19 protein-coding genes and 1 tRNA gene are annotated in these 17727 nt (G+C 60.2%); 7 read left to right on the top strand and 13 right to left on the bottom strand.

Features of this window, described 5'->3' with window-relative positions; genetic code table 11:
* Nucleotides 1-30 precede the first annotated feature (30 nt).
* The 9 genes from V6S97_RS19895 to V6S97_RS19935 form a co-directional block, all read right to left on the bottom strand.
* Nucleotides 31-315: a copper-binding protein gene (locus V6S97_RS19895; protein WP_003508362.1), complete on the bottom strand. Its 285-nt coding sequence runs from the start codon at nucleotides 313-315 to the stop codon at nucleotides 31-33.
* A 23-nt stretch (nucleotides 316-338) separates the two neighbouring features.
* Nucleotides 339-815, bottom strand: a complete 477-nt coding sequence (locus tag V6S97_RS19900) for a cupredoxin domain-containing protein (protein ID WP_003508363.1) — start codon at nucleotides 813-815, stop codon at nucleotides 339-341.
* A 43-nt stretch (nucleotides 816-858) separates the two neighbouring features.
* Nucleotides 859-2208, bottom strand: coding sequence for a multicopper oxidase family protein (locus V6S97_RS19905; protein WP_112356973.1), 1350 nt, complete (start codon nucleotides 2206-2208; stop codon nucleotides 859-861).
* Between the two features lie 14 nt (nucleotides 2209-2222).
* A complete protein-coding gene (locus tag V6S97_RS19910) occupies nucleotides 2223-3698 on the bottom strand; it encodes a TolC family protein (RefSeq protein WP_060727539.1) in 1476 nt (491 codons plus the stop codon).
* Nucleotides 3695-3925 carry a hypothetical protein gene (locus V6S97_RS19915; protein WP_334427662.1) on the bottom strand — a complete coding sequence of 77 codons (231 nt, stop codon included), beginning with the start codon at nucleotides 3923-3925 and terminating at the stop codon, nucleotides 3695-3697. Before V6S97_RS19915 ends, V6S97_RS19910 begins: the two co-directional genes overlap by 4 nt.
* 87 nt (nucleotides 3926-4012) lie before the next feature.
* Nucleotides 4013-4396, bottom strand: a complete 384-nt coding sequence (locus tag V6S97_RS19920; RefSeq protein WP_060723772.1) for a hypothetical protein — start codon at nucleotides 4394-4396, stop codon at nucleotides 4013-4015.
* Between the two features lie 165 nt (nucleotides 4397-4561).
* Nucleotides 4562-5494, bottom strand: coding sequence for a hypothetical protein (locus tag V6S97_RS19925; RefSeq protein ID WP_334427663.1), 933 nt, complete (start codon nucleotides 5492-5494; stop codon nucleotides 4562-4564).
* A gap of 84 nt (nucleotides 5495-5578) precedes the next feature.
* Nucleotides 5579-6478, bottom strand: a complete 900-nt coding sequence (locus V6S97_RS19930) for a helix-turn-helix transcriptional regulator (protein WP_161974243.1) — start codon at nucleotides 6476-6478, stop codon at nucleotides 5579-5581.
* A gap of 99 nt (nucleotides 6479-6577) precedes the next feature.
* On the bottom strand, nucleotides 6578-7024 hold the full coding sequence (locus V6S97_RS19935; RefSeq protein WP_020810257.1) for an acetyltransferase: 447 nt from the start codon (nucleotides 7022-7024) through the stop codon (nucleotides 6578-6580).
* 233 nt (nucleotides 7025-7257) lie between these two features.
* Here V6S97_RS19935 and bioB point away from each other — a divergent pair, with 233 nt between their 5' ends.
* Genes bioB through V6S97_RS19960 form a run of 5 tightly spaced genes read left to right on the top strand, consistent with a single transcriptional unit; the run spans nucleotide 7258 to nucleotide 12404 of the window.
* Nucleotides 7258-8292, top strand: a complete 1035-nt coding sequence (bioB, locus tag V6S97_RS19940; RefSeq protein ID WP_112356976.1) for a biotin synthase BioB — start codon at nucleotides 7258-7260, stop codon at nucleotides 8290-8292.
* Nucleotides 8289-9434, top strand: a complete 1146-nt coding sequence (locus V6S97_RS19945) for an 8-amino-7-oxononanoate synthase (protein ID WP_112356997.1) — start codon at nucleotides 8289-8291, stop codon at nucleotides 9432-9434. Before bioB ends, V6S97_RS19945 begins: the two co-directional genes overlap by 4 nt.
* A complete protein-coding gene (gene bioD, locus V6S97_RS19950; protein WP_080867051.1) occupies nucleotides 9431-10069 on the top strand; it encodes a dethiobiotin synthase in 639 nt (212 codons plus the stop codon). The genes V6S97_RS19945 and bioD overlap by 4 nt, the downstream gene beginning before the upstream one ends.
* A complete protein-coding gene (locus tag V6S97_RS19955; protein WP_112356977.1) occupies nucleotides 10066-11361 on the top strand; it encodes an adenosylmethionine--8-amino-7-oxononanoate transaminase in 1296 nt (431 codons plus the stop codon). The genes bioD and V6S97_RS19955 overlap by 4 nt, the downstream gene beginning before the upstream one ends.
* A gap of 56 nt (nucleotides 11362-11417) precedes the next feature.
* Nucleotides 11418-12404: a beta-ketoacyl-ACP synthase III gene (locus V6S97_RS19960; RefSeq protein WP_112356978.1), complete on the top strand. Its 987-nt coding sequence runs from the start codon at nucleotides 11418-11420 to the stop codon at nucleotides 12402-12404.
* Nucleotides 12405-12467: 63 nt separating this feature from the next.
* Here the strand turns inward: V6S97_RS19960 and V6S97_RS19965 are convergent.
* Together V6S97_RS19965 and V6S97_RS19970 are read right to left on the bottom strand one after the other, a co-directional pair.
* Nucleotides 12468-12541: transfer RNA gene (locus V6S97_RS19965), tRNA-Gln, on the bottom strand.
* A gap of 123 nt (nucleotides 12542-12664) precedes the next feature.
* Nucleotides 12665-13102, bottom strand: coding sequence for an Lrp/AsnC family transcriptional regulator (locus V6S97_RS19970; RefSeq protein ID WP_003508428.1), 438 nt, complete (start codon nucleotides 13100-13102; stop codon nucleotides 12665-12667).
* 129 nt (nucleotides 13103-13231) lie between these two features.
* On the opposite strand from V6S97_RS19970, the gene rocF reads away from it, so the two are divergent.
* On the top strand, nucleotides 13232-14152 hold the full coding sequence (rocF, locus tag V6S97_RS19975; protein WP_112356979.1) for an arginase: 921 nt from the start codon (nucleotides 13232-13234) through the stop codon (nucleotides 14150-14152).
* A gap of 13 nt (nucleotides 14153-14165) precedes the next feature.
* Nucleotides 14166-15221, top strand: coding sequence for an ornithine cyclodeaminase (locus tag V6S97_RS19980; protein WP_334427664.1), 1056 nt, complete (start codon nucleotides 14166-14168; stop codon nucleotides 15219-15221).
* Nucleotides 15222-15243: 22 nt separating this feature from the next.
* Here the strand turns inward: V6S97_RS19980 and V6S97_RS19985 are convergent, their stop codons facing one another.
* Together V6S97_RS19985 and iolG are read right to left on the bottom strand one after the other, a co-directional pair.
* Nucleotides 15244-16140, bottom strand: coding sequence for a DMT family transporter (locus V6S97_RS19985; RefSeq protein WP_020010080.1), 897 nt, complete (start codon nucleotides 16138-16140; stop codon nucleotides 15244-15246).
* Between the two features lie 472 nt (nucleotides 16141-16612).
* Nucleotides 16613-17605, bottom strand: a complete 993-nt coding sequence (iolG, locus tag V6S97_RS19990; protein ID WP_026363582.1) for an inositol 2-dehydrogenase — start codon at nucleotides 17603-17605, stop codon at nucleotides 16613-16615.
* Nucleotides 17606-17727 lie beyond the last annotated feature (122 nt).

The raw sequence follows: 17727 nt of genomic DNA on the forward strand, positions 1-17727 counted from the left end.
TCTGTTTCTTTTGGACCGGTTGCTGAGGCCTTATTTCACCTGTGCGACGACAAGCTTGCCTTCGGCGCGTTCTGCAATGAACTCGATATTGGCGCCTTCCTTGAGCCTGGCGAGGAGCGCATCGTCCTTGACGCGGAACACCATCGTCATGGCCGGCATGTCGAGGTTCTTCAGTTCTTCATGGATGATGGTGACCTTTTTGGCCGCAGCATCAACCTTCTTGACCGTTCCCTTGGTGAATTCCTCTGCGAATGCACTGAGGGGAGCGGTGAGCAGGAGTGCTGCTGCGACGGTGATTTTAACGATGGTCTTCATGGTCATATTCCTTTGTTGCTGGATTATTTTGCAGAAACTTTGAGATCGCCGCGCATGCCGGCCTCGTAATGTCCGGGTTTCAGGCAGGCGAATTCGAACATGCCGTCATTGGTGAATTTCCAGACGATTTCGCCGCTCTCGCCCGGCGCGAGGCTGATCGCGTTCGGATTGTCGTGTTCCATCTCCGGCGCCTTCTCCATGGCGGCCTTGTGCTCCAGATTGGCCTTCTGTTCATCGAGAATGAATTCATGGTCCAGTTCGCCGACATTCTTCACGACAAAGCGAACCGTCTTACCCTTCTTGAATTCGAACTTGGCGGGCGTGAACAGCATCTTGCCGTCGGGCGTTTCCTTCATCGTCACCTGAATGGTCTGGGTCACCTTGGCCTTGTCGCCGGGTTCGCCGATCGCCATCGCTGCATGGCCGCCGCCGTGGGTGCCCGATGCCAGGGCTGGCGTGGCGAGAGCGGTGAGAAGCAGTGCAAGTTTCAATTTGGTCATTCTGTATGTTCCTTGATTTTGATGGGGTCGTTGGTCTGCGCAATCAGCCGTGTTTCATCGGTTGCGGCGTGATCTGCGTTTTGGGGTCGGTGTTTTTCTGTGTATCCGGCAACTCGCCGGTCCATTCCCAGGCCTGGGTTCCGGGCGGGTTTTCGTACCAGCCGGGATCGGCGTAATCGCCCGCGGAGATGCCTTCACGAACCTTCACCACGGAGAACATGCCGCCCATCTCGATGGGGCCGTGCGGACCCCATCCCGTCATCATCGGAACGGTGTTCTCAGGGATCTCCATTTCCATCGCGCCCATATCGGCCATGCCGGCGGTGCCCATCGGCATATATTCCGGCCGGACCTTGCGGATCTTTTCGGTGACGGTCTTCTTGTCGACGCCGATGAAGGTCGGGACGTCATGGCCCATCGCGTTCATCGTGTGGTGCGACTTGTGGCAATGGATTGCCCAGTCACCGACATATTTGGCGTCGAATTCATAGGCGCGCATCGCACCCACGGGGATGTCGATGCTGATCTCCGGCCATCGCGCCTCGGGCCGCACCCAGCCGCCATCCGTGCAGGTCACTTCGAAATCGTAACCGTGCATGTGGATCGGGTGGTTGGTCATGGTCAGGTTGCCGACGCGCACGCGCACCCGGTCGTCCTTGGAAACCACCAGTGGATCGATGCCCGGAAACACCCGGCTGTTCCATGACCACAGATTGAAGTCGGTCATGGTCATGATCTTCGGCACATAGGAGCCGGGATCGATGTCGAAGGCATTGATGAGGAACACGAAGTCGCGATCCACGGGCATGAATGCCGGGTCCTTCGGGTGGATCACGAAAAAGCCCATCATGCCCATCGCCATCTGCACCATCTCGTCCGAATGCGGGTGGTACATGAAGGTGCCCGACTTCACGAGATCGAACTCGTAGACGAAGGTCTTGCCGACAGGGATATGCGGCTGCGACAGGCCGCCGACGCCGTCCATGCCCGACGGCAGGATCATGCCGTGCCAGTGGATCGTTGTATGTTCCGGCAGCTTGTTGGTGACGAAAATACGCACCCGGTCGCCTTCGACGGCTTCGATGGTCGGGCCCGGCGACTGGCCGTTATAGCCCCACAGCCGGGCGGTCATGCCCTCCGCCATTTCGCGCTCCACCGGCTCGGCGACAAGGTGGAATTCCTTGACGCCATTGTTCATCCGGAAGGGCAGGGTCCAGCCGTTGAGGGTAACGACCGGGTTGTAATCGGGGCCGGTGGTGGGCTTGACCGGAGCCTGGGTCGCGGCCGTTTCCATCACGGCTGCTTCCGGCAGGCTGCTATTCGATGTTTTCGCCCAGGCCGCCGTGGAGACCATAGCGGCGCCGACACCCAGAAAGTTTCTTCTATTGAACATGGTGATTTCCTTTCTCAATGTCCGCCACCGCCGCCAGCGGCGGCAACCTCGGTCTCCGCACCTGCCGCAGCACCTGTACCTCCGCCGTAGATGGCGGGAGCGAGGCCGGCCTCCGCGAGCCAGAAGTCGCGTTTGGCATTGATGGCCAGCAGGCTTGAATTGACCTTTTCCCGGCTGTCGGCGAGCAGTTCGAAGGTGTTGGTGATCATGCCGTTATAGGTCAGCAGCGACTGCTCCTCGATCTTGGTGCGCAGCGGCACCACGCTGTTGCGATAGTGCCGGGCGATGTCGTAATTCGAGCGATAGGCCTGATAGGCCGAGCGGGCTTCCGAGCGGACATTGACCGCCTTTTCCGCCAGCAGGTTTGCCGCGCGCATATAGGCAAGTTCGGATTCCCGCATGCGCGCCTGACCGGAATCGAAGATCGGAATGACGAATTCCAGCTCGGCATTGCCGGTCGTCTGTTTGTGTTTTTCGCCGTCTTCCAGCTCGCGTTCGGTCTCGAAGCCCGAGCGGATTTCGAGATCGGTCACGTATCGGGTGGCCTCGGTGAGCTTGAACGATCGTGCGGTGGCCTCCAGATCGAGCCTGGCCATTTGTAGGTCCACACGGCGCTGCAGCGCCTCGGCCTCGATCATGTCCCGTTTGTTAAGCGCCTTCGGAAGCGGGGGCAGGCGGTTGGGAATGGTATATTCGATATCCGCTCCCCACAGTCCCATCAGCCGTGTCAATTCCTCCTTGGCAAGACGGGCCTCAAGCCGTGCCTTGGCGATCTGGCCGGTCAGTTCGGCATAAAAGACCTGCTCGCGGGCCTGACCTTCCTTGTTGAGCGAGCCGGCTTCTCCAAGCTTGACGGCAAGTTCCGAGGCGGCATCCGCCGCGGTCTGTGCCTGCGCCAGCTGGCCGACATTTTCCCATGCTGCCACTGCGGTGATCCAGGCGCGGCGGGTATCCGACGCCAGTTGCAGCGTCTTCAGCGCGGCCGCGAGCTGCGCCTTGCGGAAACCGGTATCGGCGATCTCGACATTTTCCTTGAGGGTAGCGAGCGCCAGAATATTGGTGACGACGACACCTTCGATCGCCTTGTAGGCCCTGAGCCCCGGGGTGCCGATCCCCGTCAGCCCAATGCCGACCCGCGGATTGACCAGCATGGTGGATTGCCATGCGGTGGCGGCGGATTCGCCGAGATCGGCATAGGCCGCCTGAAGGCCCTTGTTGTTCAGGAGCGCAACCTGCACCGCCGTCTCGACATCAAGGGTCTTGCTGGTTGTCATCAGCGATTTGACGCGGGCCTGCGTCGCCTGCGCCTCGGCCCGGTTCTGCACCCAGACCGCCTGCTTGCCTGTTGCTTCGGATGTTCGGGCCGAAACATTGGTGAAACCGGCGTCGCGCGACGCATATTGGGCGGCTGTGACGCAGCCGCCGAGAAGAAACGGCAGGCAAAGGGTGGCCGCGAGTTTAGCGCCGAGCTTGAATGTGCGTGATGTCATGATGCATCTCCTTTCGGAGCCTGTGCATCGTTCTGGTTACGCCAGGGCTTCGGGTCCACCGGCGCGCGGTGCGTGTAACCCGCAACCGGGGTTTGATAGCGGATGGGCCCCGCGCCAAGCGTGGGGTTTGCCGCATCGTCATAGGAAGCGGCGTCGTTCATCAGGGATGTGGCTGTGCAGCCGCCCAGAAGCAGGGGCGCTGCAACCACAATATGAATCGGGTTCATGGATATTTTCCGAACAGGAGATGCAACGGCGCGACGGCGCTAAAGCCGCTCACGCACGGTCATTGCCCAAAGGCGGGCTTTGCCTGTTCAGATATTCGGGGGGCGGTGAAGCAGCGGGGTCTGGCCGAGCGCCTTGCTGTCGTCAAGGAAGGAACGGATGCTGTTGACGACGGGTCTGCCAGTGGTGTCGTGGCTGATCAGGACCGCCATGCCGAGACAGAAATCGCCGCAGCATTGGGGCTTTGCGGTTTTTTGGGCGCCGCTATCATGCTCGGCGGCCATATCTTTGTGATCATGACTGTCGGACATCATGGCTGAACCGCCATGGTCCATCATCGCGCCGTGATCCATCATGGCGGACTGATCGTGCTGCATTCCACCGGCTTCGGCAGGATGCATTGCGGCATTGACAGTGGAAACGCTATAGCCCGCCAGTGACAGGATCATCACCAGTCTGAACAACAGGGCCATCAATTTCGATGCTCGCAACATCTCACGCATGCTGGATAGAAAAGCTGCAGTCCTGTGATTTGTCAATGGATATCCCTCATAACCATCAACGAAAGCCTTTATGTCGCGCTTGATGCGGAGCCAAACCTTCCAGTCGAATGGCAGGGCGTGCAGTTTGTCCGCAGCTCACACGAAGTCGATGAAGGCATCATCGAGAATGAGAAGCTTGCGGGCCTGTGTGCGGGCATATTCCTCGTAAAAGCCCTGCGAGATCCAGAGCGCGGAACGGCCGCGCCGTCCGCTCCAGCCTATGCCGCCGATCAGTTCGGCCGCGGCAAGCTTGCGGCCGACATGGATGCGTGACACGGAGAGGGAGGTCGCCAGCTGTGTCACGGTTTCCACATCGGTCACACGTCTGCCCTGTTCGGGCGGTCTTTCCCAGTCGATCCCGGCGATAAGGCGGTCCATCAGCAGGCCGCCCGCATCGAACCAGTTGAAAATGATGGAAAGCGGGCCGGGGGAGCGCACCTCCGGATGTGACAGAAACGCCTGTGATACACGGGGGTGGATATGGGGAAGCAGGGCTTCCGATCGCCTGATGAAGCGCGATGCCCTGAAGCCCTCATCGAGCAGATCCAGCGCCTGAAAATGCACGTCGTACCATTGCGCGAGCATCGCCAGCGCAGGGGTTGAAGGCACCACCCCAGTGCCCGGCCCGTTGCCGGATTGGTCGACTGGGCGTGTCATTCCGCGTTTCAGCGCCTCTTTGAAGAAGGCATAGGCAACGCTGTGGCTGGCGAGCCCGTGCCGGAGCGCCAGATGGCCGAAATCTTCCCGTGTCAGGGCTGCTTCTCCCGTTGCCGTTTCACAGTCCCCGCATTTCTGAAAATAGAGCGCCAGAAGCGCATAGCAAAGAAGCCGGTTCTGGCGTGTTGCGAAGAGCGCGGTCATCTCGGGCGAGCCTTCGTAGAGGGCGATAAAGCTGCCCGATAGAAGCCGCAGCGCGGCCGCGAAGGGCTCTTTCTGCAGCATCGCCTCTATTTCGCAGGGTGCCGGACCGCGGCCATCGGCGACGACGGCCGGTAGTCGGGAAATCGCAAAGTCGAAAAAATTGGTCATGGGCCGCGCTCTGGAATGGGATGGTCTAGCGGCCTTACAGGAGCTGAAATGGCGCGTCTTCTCATTGCGCGCAGAGGTGAAATTTTAAGCCGACGGCATATCCGCAGCGCGGGCGTCACCGGGCGTCATGCCATAGGTGCTGGCGAACACGCGGTAAAATGTTGCAAGGCTGTCGAAGCCGCAGCCATAGGCGATCTGCGTGACCGGCAGAGCGGGGAATGCCAGCAGCAACCGCTTCGCTTCCTCGATCCGCATGGAGGAGAGCGTGCGGGAAAACGACAGTTCCGCACCCTCGAAAACCACATGCAATTGCCGCAGCGAAATGCCCAGTTCCTTCGCGACCGCGGCAGGGGTGAGGTTCTGCCGGGATTTTTTGCGCATCATGATGTCCTGGGCCGCATAACAGAGCCCGGTCCTGAGCGCGGCGCGCACCTCCGGCATGGCGGGTGAAAGCCGCCCGCGCGCCGTCATGGCAAGCCGGGCGATATGCGTGACATCGCGGGCGGGATCGATGAGCCTGCCGTGGTCAGCATTCAGCGCGTTGAAAAGGGCCCGGAAGGGCAGGGAGAAACTATTGTTTTCCGAATAACGCGTCGCAAACAGGTCATCGGTGGCCTGACCGAGCATGACCTCGTAGTCCACGGGGATTTTCAGCATCTTATAGTGAAAATCGGCCTCGTTTCCCGGTATCGCATCATAGGGCAAGTCGGAATAGTTGATGGTGATATCGCCGCCGCCGACGGCGTGAACCTGATCCCTGCCGGCATGCAGAAACCCCGAACCCTTGACCTGCAGGCCGATGCAGAGGCTGTTGCCGGCAATGCGGGCAATATCGGCTTCCGTGCGGTTTACCCGGTAAGAGGAAGCGCGCATTTCTGTTGCCACGGCGCCGGCGACGGCGCGCGCCTGAAACGAACCCTTGAAACTGTGGCGAAGATCCCGTGCAAGCTCGATCGTCACGCCAAACAGGCTTTTGCCGCGCACTTCGCGCCATTGGTCGAAGCGGTGTTCGGGCAAAAAATCGTCGGTTGCGAAGCGGACTATGGTGTTCGTGGCTTGATCCTCCCCGACGATCTCGGCGGCCTATTTTTCCGTTGCGCGAAATCGAAGATGAACGAGTGGATAGGGTCGCCCCTGTCCGTCCAGATCGGAGCGTCCGGTCGGTTCGAATCCCAGCCGACGATAAAAACCCATGGCCTCGCCGTTCTGTTCGTTGACGTCAGTGGTCAGCGCGGGATGAAGCGCAAGCGCCCTCTGCACCAGTGCCTTGCCGATGCCTTGGCCATGATGGTCCGGATCGATGAAAAGCGCCTCCATATGCCCTTCATGCAGAAACATGAAACCGAGGACATGGTCAGAAGCATCGACGGCCAGCGTCAGCGGCGCCTGTGGCAGGAAAGATTCGACTTCCTTCCCGATCGCGGCGCGATCCGCCGGCAGGAGGAACTGGTGGGTGGCGTCGACTGCTTTGCTCCATATGTCGAGGATGCGGGCAGCGTCGCGGCTCTCGGAGGGACGAAGTGCGATCATGTCTCACCCTTAGCAAGTGCGGAGTTTTCACGCCATTGGCCGATCCGATCTTTTCCGTGAGTGCGTGCGTATTCAATGAATTTCAGCATTGAAACCCGGCGATTCTGATCCCGCATGTGCCGCCCATCTCTCCTCTCGGAAATTTTTCTCGAAAAAAGTGCTTGCAAAAAGCAGCCCGAAAAAAATAGATAAAAAGAACTTCTATCTATTTATTTTGAGGGAACGATCGACAGATGGACCAGATTTTCACGCAAATCGACAGAAACCCAGCTCCGATTCCAGGTATTGGCAGCAGCTTGTCACTCGAAGAAGCAAAAATTATCTATAATTTGCCGTTTAACGATCTCCTGTTCCGCGCCCAGCAGGTGCATCGCTGTCATTTCGATCCCAATGCCATCCAGATGAGCCGGCTTTTATCCATCAAGACCGGCGGCTGCCCGGAGGATTGTGGTTATTGCAGCCAGTCCGCCCGCAACCCCACCGGCCTCAAGGCCTCCAAACTGATGGAAGTGGAGCGGGTGCTGACTGAGGCGCGCAAGGCGAAGGAAGGCGGGGCGACGCGCTATTGCATGGGGGCTGCCTGGCGTAATCCCAAGGAGCGCGACATGGAGGCGGTGGTGGCCATGGTCGAAGGCGTGAAGGCGCTCGGCATGGAAACCTGCATGACGCTCGGCATGCTGACCCCGGAACAATCCGAACGGCTGGCCGATGCCGGTCTCGACTACTACAATCACAACGTCGACACGTCCGAGCGGTTTTATTCGCAGATCATTACCACCCGTACCTTCGAGGACCGGCTGGAAACGCTTGCCAATGTCCGCGATGCCGGCATCAAGGTCTGCGCCGGCGGTATTCTCGGCATGGGGGAAACGGTGGAAGACCGAATTTCGATGCTGGTGACGCTCGCCAACCTGCCGGTTCCGCCGGAAAGCGTGCCGATCAACATGCTGATCCCGATCCCCGGCTCGAAGCTCGCCAATGCCGATCCCGTTGATCCCATCGATTTCATCCGCACCATCGCGCTGGCGCGTATCCTGATGCCGCGTTCGCATGTGCGGCTTTCGGCCGGGCGTACGGAGATGAGCGATGAGACACAGGCGCTCTGTTTCCTGGCCGGTGCCAATTCCATCTTCATCGGCGAGACGCTGCTGACAGCGGATAATCCGGGTGAGGACCACGATACGGCGCTTTTCCGCCGTCTGGGCCTGAAGCCGATGGAACTGCAGCGCACGGAATTGCAGTCTGGGGAGACGGGAGGGTGCCGGTGAATCTCACGGCGCTCTCCCCCTATGAGGCAAAGCTCGCCGGCCTGCAGCGCAAGTCGCGGCTGCGCGTGCTCGCTCCCCAGGAGGGGATCGATTTCACCTCCAACGACTATCTTGGCCTTGCCGATTCACCCCGGCTGAAGGAGGCATTTGCCGATGCCATCGGAAGGGGCGTGCCGGCAGGGGCCGGCGGCTCGCGGCTGCTGCGCGGCAACCACCGCGAACATGAGGCGCTGGAAGCGGAAGCAGCGGGGCTGTTCGGGGCTGAAAAAGCAATCTATTTCGGCAGCGGTTTTGCCGCCAATGTCGCGCTGTTCTCCACATTGCCGCTGCGGGAAGACCTCGTCCTTCACGACGCCCTGATCCATGCCAGCGTCCATGATGGTATCGCCGCCGGCAAGGCGAAGGTGATCGCCGTGCCGCATAATCAGGTCGAGGCATTCGAACGGGAAATAATCCGCTGGCGGCAGGAGGGTGGCCGGGGCCGCCCGTGGATCGCCGTCGAAAGCCTTTATTCCATGGATGGGGACCGTGCACCGCTTGCGGCCCTGGCTGATCTTGCCGAGAAACACGAAGGCTTCCTTGTCGTCGATGAGGCGCATGCGACCGGCGTGTTCGGCCCCGGCGGGCGCGGCCTTGCCGCGGAGCTGGAAGGCCACGGCAATGTGGTGGCGTTGCACACCTGCGGCAAGGCGCTCGGCCTTTCCGGCGCGCTTTTGAGCCTGCCTGCGGTTCTTGCCGATTACCTCGTCAACCGCGCCCGCGGTTTCATCTATTCGACCGCGCCTTCGCCGCTGATGGCGGCGGCGGTGCGGGAAGCCCTGCGTATCATCGTCGATGAGCCGTGGCGGCGTGTGCGGCTGGCGGAGCTGGTAAACTTTGCCGGCGAAGAGCTTCGCTCCCGGCTTGGCGTTGCCCCCGGCGGCTCGCAGATATTACCGGTGATGATCGGTGACAATGCCCGTTCGCTTCGTATCGCCGCGCATCTGCGGGAAGGCGGTTTCGATGTGCGCGCGATCCGCCCGCCGACGGTGCCGGAAGGCACGGCGCGCCTGCGCATCGCCATCACGCTCAACGTGGATGAGAGACAGATCGCCGATATGGTAGGGCTACTTGCCGTTTCGCTGGCGGAGGAGCGGAAATGAGCCCTCGTTTCGTCATTTCAGGCACCGACACGGGCATCGGCAAGACGGTTTTTTCCGCGGCGCTGACCCACGCCCTGCAGGCATATTACTGGAAGCCCGTGCAATCCGGGCTGGAGGAAGAAACAGACAGTGAGACGGTGGAACGGCTGGGGGGTGTGCCGCAGGCCCGTATCGTGCCGGAGGCCTATCGCCTGAAAATGCCGGCCTCGCCACATCTGTCGGCCCACCTTGAGAATGTAACGATCGATCCCGCGCTTCTGATGCCGCCGCAAACGGATGGACCTCTTGTCATCGAGGGGGCGGGCGGGCTTCTGGTGCCGCTGACAGACACATTACTGTTCGCCGATATTTTTGCCCGCTGGCAAATTCCGCTTGTGCTGTGCGCAAGGACCTCGCTCGGCACCATCAACCACACGCTGCTCTCGCTCGAGGCGTTGCGGCGCCGCGCCATTCCGGTGCAGGGCGTAGTCTTCATCGGCGACGAGAACCGGGAAAATGAGCGCGTCATCGCCAATGTCGGCGCTGTTCGCCTGCTTGGCCGTCTGCCGCGCCTGCCGGAGATGACATCAGAGGCGCTGCATCAGGCATTTGTCCGACACTTCAATCTCGCTGATTTTCTGGAGGCGCCGGCATGAGCCGTTCCCCTGTCTGGCATCCTTTCACCCAGCATGGGCTGGAACCGCCGATGAAACGCGTCGTATCAGCGGAAGGCGCATTTCTCATCGATGAGGACGGCAATCGCCTGTTCGACGGCATTTCCTCCTGGTGGGTCATCACCCACGGGCACCGGCACCCGGCGATCATGGCGGCCATCCGCGCCGCGACCGAGGCCTTCGACCAGGTCATTTTCGCCGAGTTCTCCCATGAACCCGCCGAAACGCTGGCGCGCGGGCTGATCGGGCTTGCACCCAACGGGCTAAGCCACGTGTTTTATTCCGATAGTGGCTCGACTGCGGTTGAGGTGGCGCTGAAAATGGCGCTCGGCTATTTCCACAATCGCGGGGAAAAGCGCGACCGTATCGTGGTGATGGAGCATGGTTATCACGGCGATACCATCGGCACCATGTCAACAGGTGAGCGCGGCGTATTCAATGCCGCTTACGAACCGTTACTCTTCGGCGTCGACCGGCTGGCTTTTCCGCAAGCGGGCGGTGAACAGCAGACATTGGACATGTTCGAGAGTTTCTGCCGTTCGGGCCGTATCGGCGCCTTGCTGATCGAGCCGCTGGTGCTCGGAGCCGGCGGAATGAAGATGTACGGTGCGGATATATTGGCCGGGCTGAAACAGATCGCCGAGCGCCATGGCTGTCTCGTCATCGCAGACGAAGTGATGACGGGCTGGGGCAGAACGGGAACCCTGTTCGCCTGCGAACAGGCAGGTATTTCGCTGGATATTCTGTGCACATCCAAAGGGCTTACGGGCGGCTCGCTGCCGCTCGCCGCAACGCTGTGCAGCGCGGAAATCTTCGATGCGCATTTTTCGACGGATCGCCGCAAGACCTTTTTCCATTCCAGTTCCTATACGGCCAATCCGATTGCCTGCGCTGCCGCTGTCGCCAATCTTCAGGTCTGGCGGGATGAGCCCGTGCTTCAGCGCATCGGGCAATTGCAACAGATGTTGCGCGACAATCTCCGGCGATTTGCGGATGACCGGCGTTTCACCGGCATCCGGCAAATGGGGACCATCGCGGCGCTCGACCTCGTGGTGCCTGCCGGTGGTTATCTCGCCGAGGCGGGCCCGCGCATGCGGCAATTGTTCCGCGAGCGCGGGTTCGTCATCCGCCCGCTCGGCAATGTGCTTTATCTGATGCCGCCCTATTGTTCGACGGGGGAAGATCTGACCAGCGCCTTTGACGCCATCGACGAGGTGGCCGGGATCGTCACCGAAACCGCATCGTTAAAATCGCATGCGGCCGGCATCGCGTGAAAACAGCGTACGGCCATGTTCAGCCTGTTCCAGAACCGTCTCCGAAAGCCCTGACAATGCAGACCCGTTCTTCCCGCATGGCCGGTTTTGGTCATGCCGTTCCGTCAAGATGTGTCGATAATGCCGAGATAGAGGCCAGCCTCGGGCTGGAGGCCGGCTGGATCGAGCGGCGCACCGGCATCCGCACGCGTTATTGGGCGCAAGAGGGTGACACGTTGAGCGGCCTTGCCGCAAGAGCCGGCCGCATGGCGCTGGAAGATGCGGAAATTGGCTCCGCCGAGATCGCGCTGACGCTGCTTGCAACTTCTACACCGGATCATCTTCTGCCACCCTCGGCGCCGCTGCTCGCACACCGGCTGGGCCTCGTCCGATCCGGCGCGATCGATCTCGCCGGAGCCTGTTCCGGCTTTCTTTATGCGCTCACCCTTGCCGATGGCTTTGTCCGCACCCACGGCCGCGCCGTCCTCGTCGTTGCCGCCAATATATTGAGCCGCCGTATCAATCCGGCGGAAAGGGCAAGTGCGGTCCTGTTCGCTGATGCCGCCGGCGCCGTTGTACTCAAGCCCTGCCGCGAGGCGCAACGCGGGCTTTTGTCAGCCGATCTTGTTGCGGATGGCGGCGGTTATGATCTGATCCAGATAGCGGCGGGAGGCAGTAGCCAGCCCTTCTCTGCCGATACATCCGCCGAAGAGGTGCTAATGACAATGCGCGATGGCCGCGAGGTCTTCTCCCGCGCCGTGATGCTGATGACAGAGACCTCGAAAAGGGTGCTGAACGAGGCCGGAATGACGGCAGCCGACATCGACCGTTTTGTACCCCATCAGGCCAATGCCCGCATGTTTGACGCCGTCTGCGGCAATCTCGGTATCAACAGGCAAAAGACGGTTCGCACCATAGAAAGCTTCGGCAATTCCTCCGCCGCAACCATTCCGCTTTCGCTGTCCATTACCAATGCCGAACGGCCCTTTGTGCAAGGCGAAACCCTGCTTTTAACGGCTGCGGGCGCGGGCATGTCTGGTGGAGCGGTCGTTTATCGCGTTTGAACAAGGCATCGCCATGACGCGTACCATTCCAAACTCAAGAACCTGATTTTACTTGGAGAAATTTGGCTGGGGAACCTGGATTCGAACCAAGATTAACGGAGTCAGAGTCCGTCGTTCTACCATTGAACTATTCCCCAAAAGCCTGAAGCAAGTTGCCGCGTTCGCTTTGGTGGGTCGTCATATAGATGATTTATTGCGGGGCGCAAGTCGAAAAAATCGAAAAATGCGTTTTATCCCTGTTTTGCGTTTCGTCTCAGGGGTCAGAGCCGTGCGCGGGTGGAGCGCGGGGTGGAGAGCAGGAGGCTGGTCTCGCTGCCGGTGATGCCGGGCACCAGGCGGATGCGGCGGAGCACCGCGTCGAAATCGCTGAGTGTGGCGGCGTTGAGTTCCACGATCAGGTCCCAGCGGCCGTTGGTGCTGTGGATTTCGGATATTTCCGGAAAACCGCCAAGGGTGCGGATGACACGATCAGTCACATGGCCTTCAATCTCGATCATCATGATGCCGCGGATCGCCGCCTCCACCGCGTCGGCGCGTAGAATGACGGTGTAACCGATGATGGTGCCGTCGTTCTCCATTCTTTCGATGCGCGAGCGCACCGTCGCGCGCGAGGTTTCCGTCTCGATTGCGAGATCAGAAATGCTGCGCCTGCCATTATGCCGCAAAAGGGTGATGAGCCGTTCGTCGAGATTATCCATGATGACCAGTTTGATAAATTAATTTTAGCAGATCGATAGCTTATTTCGATAATATTGCCAATATTTGATGTTCATTTCGCCAGGTCATTGTGTTGAACTGGGCTTGTTGGCAGGAAAGCGAGGACGGGAATGGATATCAGGTTGATCGGTGCGCCGCTGCAGATCGGGGCCGGGCAATTGGGATGCGAGATGGCCCCCAGCGCCTATCGCGTCGCGGGACTGGCTCACGCTCTCGAAGAACTGGGGCACCGCGTCGTTGATACCGGCAATGTGACGCCCGCGCCGTTGCGAGAATTCCACCATCCCAACCCGGCGGTGCATCATCTGGCTGAAACCGTGGCCTGGACGGAGGCGCTGACAGAGGCTGCCTATCGTGAAAGCGCCGGCGCCGTGCCGATCTTCCTCGGCGGCGATCATGCGATTTCTGCGGGGACGGTCGCCGGCATGGCGCGCCGGGTGGCCGAGACCGGCCGGCCGTTTTTTGTGCTCTGGCTTGATGCCCATACCGATTACCATACGCTGGAGACGACGCGCAGCGGCAATCTGCACGGCACGCCGGTTGCCTATTTCAGCGGGCGAAAGGGGTTTGCCGGTTATTTCCCGCCGCTTTCCCATGCGGTGCCTGAAGACAATATCGGCATGATTGGCATCCGCAGCGTTGATCCGGCCGAAAGGGCCGCACTGGAAGAGAGCGGCATCACCGTTCACGACATGCGTTCGATAGACGAGCACGGCGTTGCCGTTCTCCTGCGTCAATTTTTGGCGCGGGTTCAGGCGGCAAACGGGCTTTTGCATGTCAGTCTCGATGTCGATTTTCTTGAGCCGTCCATCGCGCCGGCCGTCGGCACCACGGTTCCGGGTGGCGCGACGTTCCGCGAGGCGCATCTCGTCATGGAAATGCTGCATGATAGCGGGCTGGTCTGCAGTCTTGATCTCGTGGAGCTCAACCCGTTTCTCGACGAGCGCGGCAGAACCGCGACCCTGATGGTCGATCTTGCCGCCAGCCTGCTGGGCAAGCGGGTCATGGACCGCCCGACACGGGCTGGCTGAAAGGGGTGATGTGATGACCGTGATACCGAACCTCAATATCGTGCCCTTCGTCAGCGTCGATCATATGATGAAGCTCGTGCTGCGCGTGGGTATCGATACCTTCCTGCGCGAGCTTGCCGATGTGGTGGAAGAGGATTTCCGCCGCTGGGAAAGCTTCGACAAGACTCCGCGCATCGCCTCGCATTCGAAGGAAGGTGTCATCGAACTGATGCCGACTAGCGATGGCACGCTTTACGGCTTCAAATATGTCAACGGCCATCCGAAGAACATGAAGGAAGGCCGCCAGACCGTGACGGCTTTCGGCGTGCTTTCCGATGTCGGCAATGGTTATCCGCTGCTCCTGACCGAGATGACGATCCTGACGGCGCTGCGCACCGCCGCAACATCAGCCGTCGCGGCGAAATATCTCGCCCGCAAAAATTCCCGCTCCATGGCCATCATCGGCAATGGCGCGCAGAGCGAATTCCAGGCGCGCGCCTTCAAGGCCATTCTCGGCATCGACACGTTGCGTCTTTTCGATATCGACCGGTCCGCCAGTGAAAAATGCGCCCGTAATCTCGCCGGGCAGGGTTTTGCCATCAAGAACTGCGAGAGCGCGCAGGAAGCGGTCGAAGGGGCTGACATCATCACAACAGTTACCGCTGACAAGCAATATGCGACGATCCTGACCGACAACATGGTCGGGCCCGGCATTCACATCAACGCCGTCGGCGGCGATTGCCCCGGTAAGACGGAGTTGCACCGGGATATTCTGTTGCGATCGGATATTTTCGTCGAATATCCGCCGCAGACGCGCATCGAAGGCGAAATCCAGCAATTGCCGGCGGACTATCCCGTTACCGAGCTCTGGCAGGTCACTACCGGGGAAAAGCAGGGGCGGGGGAACGACAGGCAGATCACGCTGTTCGACAGCGTCGGTTTCGCGACGGAAGATTTTTCGGCGCTGCGTTATGTGCGCTCGAAACTGCCATCCACCGGGCTTTATACGGAGCTTGATCTGCTGGCCGATCCGGATGAGCCGCGTGATCTGTTTGGGATGCTTCTGCGTTGCGAAGCGGCTCTCGTCTAGAGCATCTCCAGCGCCGGCAGGCCTAATTCGGTTCCTTCTTCACCATCTGGCGGTTCTTGCGGGCAACCACATGTTCCCGCCAGATGGTGAAGAGGCCGGCGGCAATAACGATTGTCGCACCGATGACCATGTTTGATGTCAAGACCTCGCCATAGACGGTGACGCCGATGATGGAGACGAGCACCAGCTGGTAATAGGAAAAGGGTTGCACGGAGGCGGCATCCGCCAGTTCGAACGCCTTTATCAGGCAATAGTGGCCGCTCATGCCGGTAATGCAGAGCGCCAGCATCCATCCCCAATCCTGCGGCGCGATGCTGACCCAATAAAACGGACCGACCAGCGTCAGGGCCGCCGCACCGGCCACGCCGGTGTAGAAGAAGCTTGTCATCGCCGAATCGCTTTTGCTGCCGAGGCGGGTCAGGACGCTGTAAAGCGCCAGCATGAAGGTCGCCGCGAAGGTGATCATCAGCCGGTTGTCGAAACCGTCGCCCTCTGGCTTGAGGATGACGAGAACGCCGATGAAGCCGACAAAAATGGCGCTCCAGCGCCGCCAGCCCACATGTTCTCCCAGCAAAGGCATGGACAGCGCCGCAACGATCAGCGGTGCGGAGGCAAGGATGGAATGGCTGTGCGCTAGCCCGACGACGGCGAAGGAGAAGATCGAAATGACGATCTGCACGGCGAGAAGCACGCCGCGGCCGATCTGCAGCCAGGGACGGTTGGCCATGACGGCGCCCCTGATGCCGCCCGCCGACCTTGCGGCCATCAAAAGAACGAAGACGGCAAAGGCCCAGTATCGCAGCATGGCGATAAAAACCGGCGGATAAGCGCTGCCCAGATGCTTCGAAATGCCATCCTGCGCCGCAAAGATCGTGAAAGCGACAAGCGCATAAACAAAGCCGGTCCTGGGTGATGGCATGAAAAAACCGCTATCCGACTGCCGCCGGCAAAAGAGTATTCGGGGTGAATGAGGTGGGTAACAGCCATATGTTATGACAGCACCTTGTCAGACAACCTTATTTTCCGAATAGCTGCCATGCAAGTCCGGAAGCTGCCTTCTCCAAGGTTGATTGCCGGAACGTGCTTTGCGGTGCTCTCCCCTCATCGGCGCGCTTGCCACAGGGATTTCAGCCAGCCCAAGTCATTGACCGAAAGGGATGCGTCCCGCGGCGTCGACGCGCATCGGCTGGATTCCCGTGACGAGCACAGGAGGACGGTGGGTGCGCTGGCCTGTTGTCAGATCTGAGAGGTGCGGCGCGATGCAGATCGACGTGGAGCCTGGATGATGTGGCCTGCTGCCGAGGGGCTTGGCACAGGCACGGCTGTCCGCCGTCAACAAGTGCGCGGCGGACAGAGGGTTCGGCAAGGCGCAGAGCGTCCCGATTGTGGCTTCAGCCGATCTTTACGGCCGCCTTCGAGGCGGTGGATTTCAGCGCAGCGTCGGCCAGCTTCAGCGCAACCAGCCCGTCCTTGATGGAAGGCGAGGGCGCGACATTGTTTTCGATGCTGTCGATGAAGGCGGTGATTTCCGCAGCATAGGCCGCCGTATAACGCGTCATGAAGAAGTCATGCAGCGGCGGTCGGGTGTAACCTTCCGCATTGGCGATTTCGATGGAAACCGGGCGCTGGTTTTCGGCTGCTGCCGAACCGAGCGAGCCGTGCACTTCGATGCGCTGGTCGTAACCATAGGTCGCGCGGCGAGAGTTCGAAATGACCGCCTGCCTGCCGCTTTTCGTCGTCAGGATGATGCTGGCGCTGTCAAAATCACCCAGCGCACCGATCTCCGGATTGACGAGAACCGAACCGGTTGCAAACACGCTTTCCACTTCCTCGCCGAGCAGGAAGCGGGCCATATCGAAATCATGAATGGTCATGTCGCGGAAGATGCCGCCGGAGACCTTGATATATTCGGCCGGCGGCGGGCCGGGGTCGCGGCTGGTGATGGTCACCATTTCCACCTTGCCGATGCGGCCATCTTCAATGGCCTTGTGCACGGCCTGGAAATGCGGGTCGAAACGGCGGTTGAAACCGAGCATCACCTTCGCACCGGTTTCCTCAACCACCTTCGCGCAGGCTTCCGCGCGGGCAACATCGAGATCGACGGGCTTTTCGCAGAAGATCGCCTTGCCGGCCCGGGCGAAACGCTCGATCAGGTCGGCATGGGTGTTGGTCGGCGTGCAGATGATGACGGCATCGATCGTCTTGTCGGCCAGAACCTCATCAATCGTGCTGACCTTGCACTGCGCTTCGCGGGCGATTGCTTCCGCAGCACCGGCCATGGCGTCCACAACGGCCACCAGCTGCGCACGGCTGTCGGTGGTGATCGCCTTGGCGTGGACCTTGCCGATCCGTCCAGCGCCGAGCAGTGCCAATTTCGTAACCATCTTTCCTCCGGTTTCTCACACCCGTCCCTCACTCCCGGAAAGACAGAATATGAATGCAAGCAATGTTTCGATATGGAATATATGTTCTATTTTGCTAGATCGACATCGCAGATGTGTCAAGC

The sequence above is a fragment of the Agrobacterium sp. CCNWLW155 genome, assembly GCF_036888815.1.
In the GTDB taxonomy this organism is placed as follows: domain Bacteria; phylum Pseudomonadota; class Alphaproteobacteria; order Rhizobiales; family Rhizobiaceae; genus Agrobacterium; species Agrobacterium radiobacter.

Coding starts and splice junctions, on each gene's coding strand:
- V6S97_RS19895 (WP_003508362.1), bottom strand. CDS start 315: ATGAAGACCATCGTTAAAATCACCGTCGCAGCAGCACTCCTGCTCACC.
- V6S97_RS19900 (WP_003508363.1), bottom strand. CDS start 815: ATGACCAAATTGAAACTTGCACTGCTTCTCACCGCTCTCGCCACGCCA.
- V6S97_RS19905 (WP_112356973.1), bottom strand. CDS start 2,208: ATGTTCAATAGAAGAAACTTTCTGGGTGTCGGCGCCGCTATGGTCTCC.
- V6S97_RS19910 (WP_060727539.1), bottom strand. CDS start 3,698: ATGACATCACGCACATTCAAGCTCGGCGCTAAACTCGCGGCCACCCTT.
- V6S97_RS19915 (WP_334427662.1), bottom strand. CDS start 3,925: ATGAACCCGATTCATATTGTGGTTGCAGCGCCCCTGCTTCTGGGCGGC.
- V6S97_RS19920 (WP_060723772.1), bottom strand. CDS start 4,396: ATGGCCCTGTTGTTCAGACTGGTGATGATCCTGTCACTGGCGGGCTAT.
- V6S97_RS19925 (WP_334427663.1), bottom strand. CDS start 5,494: ATGACCAATTTTTTCGACTTTGCGATTTCCCGACTACCGGCCGTCGTC.
- V6S97_RS19935 (WP_020810257.1), bottom strand. CDS start 7,024: ATGATCGCACTTCGTCCCTCCGAGAGCCGCGACGCTGCCCGCATCCTC.
- bioB (WP_112356976.1), top strand. CDS start 7,258: ATGGACCAGATTTTCACGCAAATCGACAGAAACCCAGCTCCGATTCCA.
- bioD (WP_080867051.1), top strand. CDS start 9,431: ATGAGCCCTCGTTTCGTCATTTCAGGCACCGACACGGGCATCGGCAAG.
- V6S97_RS19955 (WP_112356977.1), top strand. CDS start 10,066: ATGAGCCGTTCCCCTGTCTGGCATCCTTTCACCCAGCATGGGCTGGAA.
- V6S97_RS19960 (WP_112356978.1), top strand. CDS start 11,418: ATGCAGACCCGTTCTTCCCGCATGGCCGGTTTTGGTCATGCCGTTCCG.
- V6S97_RS19970 (WP_003508428.1), bottom strand. CDS start 13,102: ATGGATAATCTCGACGAACGGCTCATCACCCTTTTGCGGCATAATGGC.
- rocF (WP_112356979.1), top strand. CDS start 13,232: ATGGATATCAGGTTGATCGGTGCGCCGCTGCAGATCGGGGCCGGGCAA.
- V6S97_RS19980 (WP_334427664.1), top strand. CDS start 14,166: ATGACCGTGATACCGAACCTCAATATCGTGCCCTTCGTCAGCGTCGAT.
- V6S97_RS19985 (WP_020010080.1), bottom strand. CDS start 16,140: ATGCCATCACCCAGGACCGGCTTTGTTTATGCGCTTGTCGCTTTCACG.
- iolG (WP_026363582.1), bottom strand. CDS start 17,605: ATGGTTACGAAATTGGCACTGCTCGGCGCTGGACGGATCGGCAAGGTC.